Genomic DNA, 902 nt, shown 5'->3' with positions numbered 1-902 from the left:
TGAAAGGAAACCCCATGAATCAGCCACGCTGGACACAGGTCGACCAATATCTGGTGGAACAACTGGTGCCACAGGATGCGGCACTGCTGGCCGCGCTGGAAAACAACCAGGCCGCCGGGTTACCTGCCATTGATGTGGCCCCGAATCAGGGAAAACTGCTTAATCTGTTGGCGAAAATGGTCGGCGCAAAACGCATTCTGGAAATCGGAACGCTGGGCGGCTACAGCACACTGTGGCTGGCGCGGGCGCTGCCGGATGACGGAAAAGTGATTACCCTGGAGTATGAAGCGCATCACGCAGAGATTGCCGCGCAGAATATTCGACGTGCCGGGCTGGAGAGCAAGGTCACGATCCGCGTGGGTGCCGCACTGGATACCCTGCCCACACTGGCTGACGCAGCGCCTTTTGATATGATCTTTATTGATGCCGACAAACGCAATAATCCGGCCTATCTGGAGTGGGCAATACAGTACTCACGTTCAGGCACCCTGATTATTGGTGATAACGTCGTGCGTAACGGACGGGTTGCCGATGGGGATACCAGCGACTGGAACATCCAGGGGGTGCGTGATTTTCTTTCGCAAATGGGCAGCGACCCGCGTCTGGATGCCACCGCCATTCAGACCGTGGGTGCCAAAGGCTGGGATGGGTTCTCGCTGGCGCTGGTGAAGTAATATTATCCCGGACCAGAAGGTTCCGGGACGATATTGGCCAGCGAAATCATCATCCCGGATAAAGCAGCATAAGTCAGTGGTACAATTAACGCATCGGAATAACGAAGCGGATTCGACAGGTCTATAATAATCACCACAAAAAAAGCGCTTGATGCTAATGTTATACCGGAGAAAACCTGATGCAGCTTATATTTAATACTGTTCAATGAAAATGGCGGCGTTTTTTTT

The 902-nt window shown here is 53.1% G+C and carries 1 protein-coding gene and 1 pseudogene; one reads left to right on the top strand and one right to left on the bottom strand.

The features are described 5' to 3' along the window. Window positions 1–14: 14 nt before the first annotated feature. Window positions 15–674 (top strand): O-methyltransferase, encoded by a 660-nt coding sequence (locus tag WH277_RS01075; protein ID WP_133843285.1) that lies wholly within the window; start codon window positions 15–17, stop codon window positions 672–674. Window positions 675–676: 2 nt separating this feature from the next. Here WH277_RS01075 and WH277_RS01070 read toward each other — a convergent pair. Beyond that, window positions 677–902: pseudogene (locus WH277_RS01070) on the bottom strand (hypothetical protein); the annotation flags it as partial.

Source organism: Erwinia sp. MYb416 (assembly GCF_037479575.1).
Lineage (GTDB): Bacteria > Pseudomonadota > Gammaproteobacteria > Enterobacterales > Enterobacteriaceae > Erwinia > Erwinia rhapontici.
This window is presented reverse-complemented; position numbering and strand designations above follow the sequence as displayed.

Coding starts and splice junctions, on each gene's coding strand:
- WH277_RS01075 (WP_133843285.1), top strand. CDS start 15: ATGAATCAGCCACGCTGGACACAGGTCGACCAATATCTGGTGGAACAA.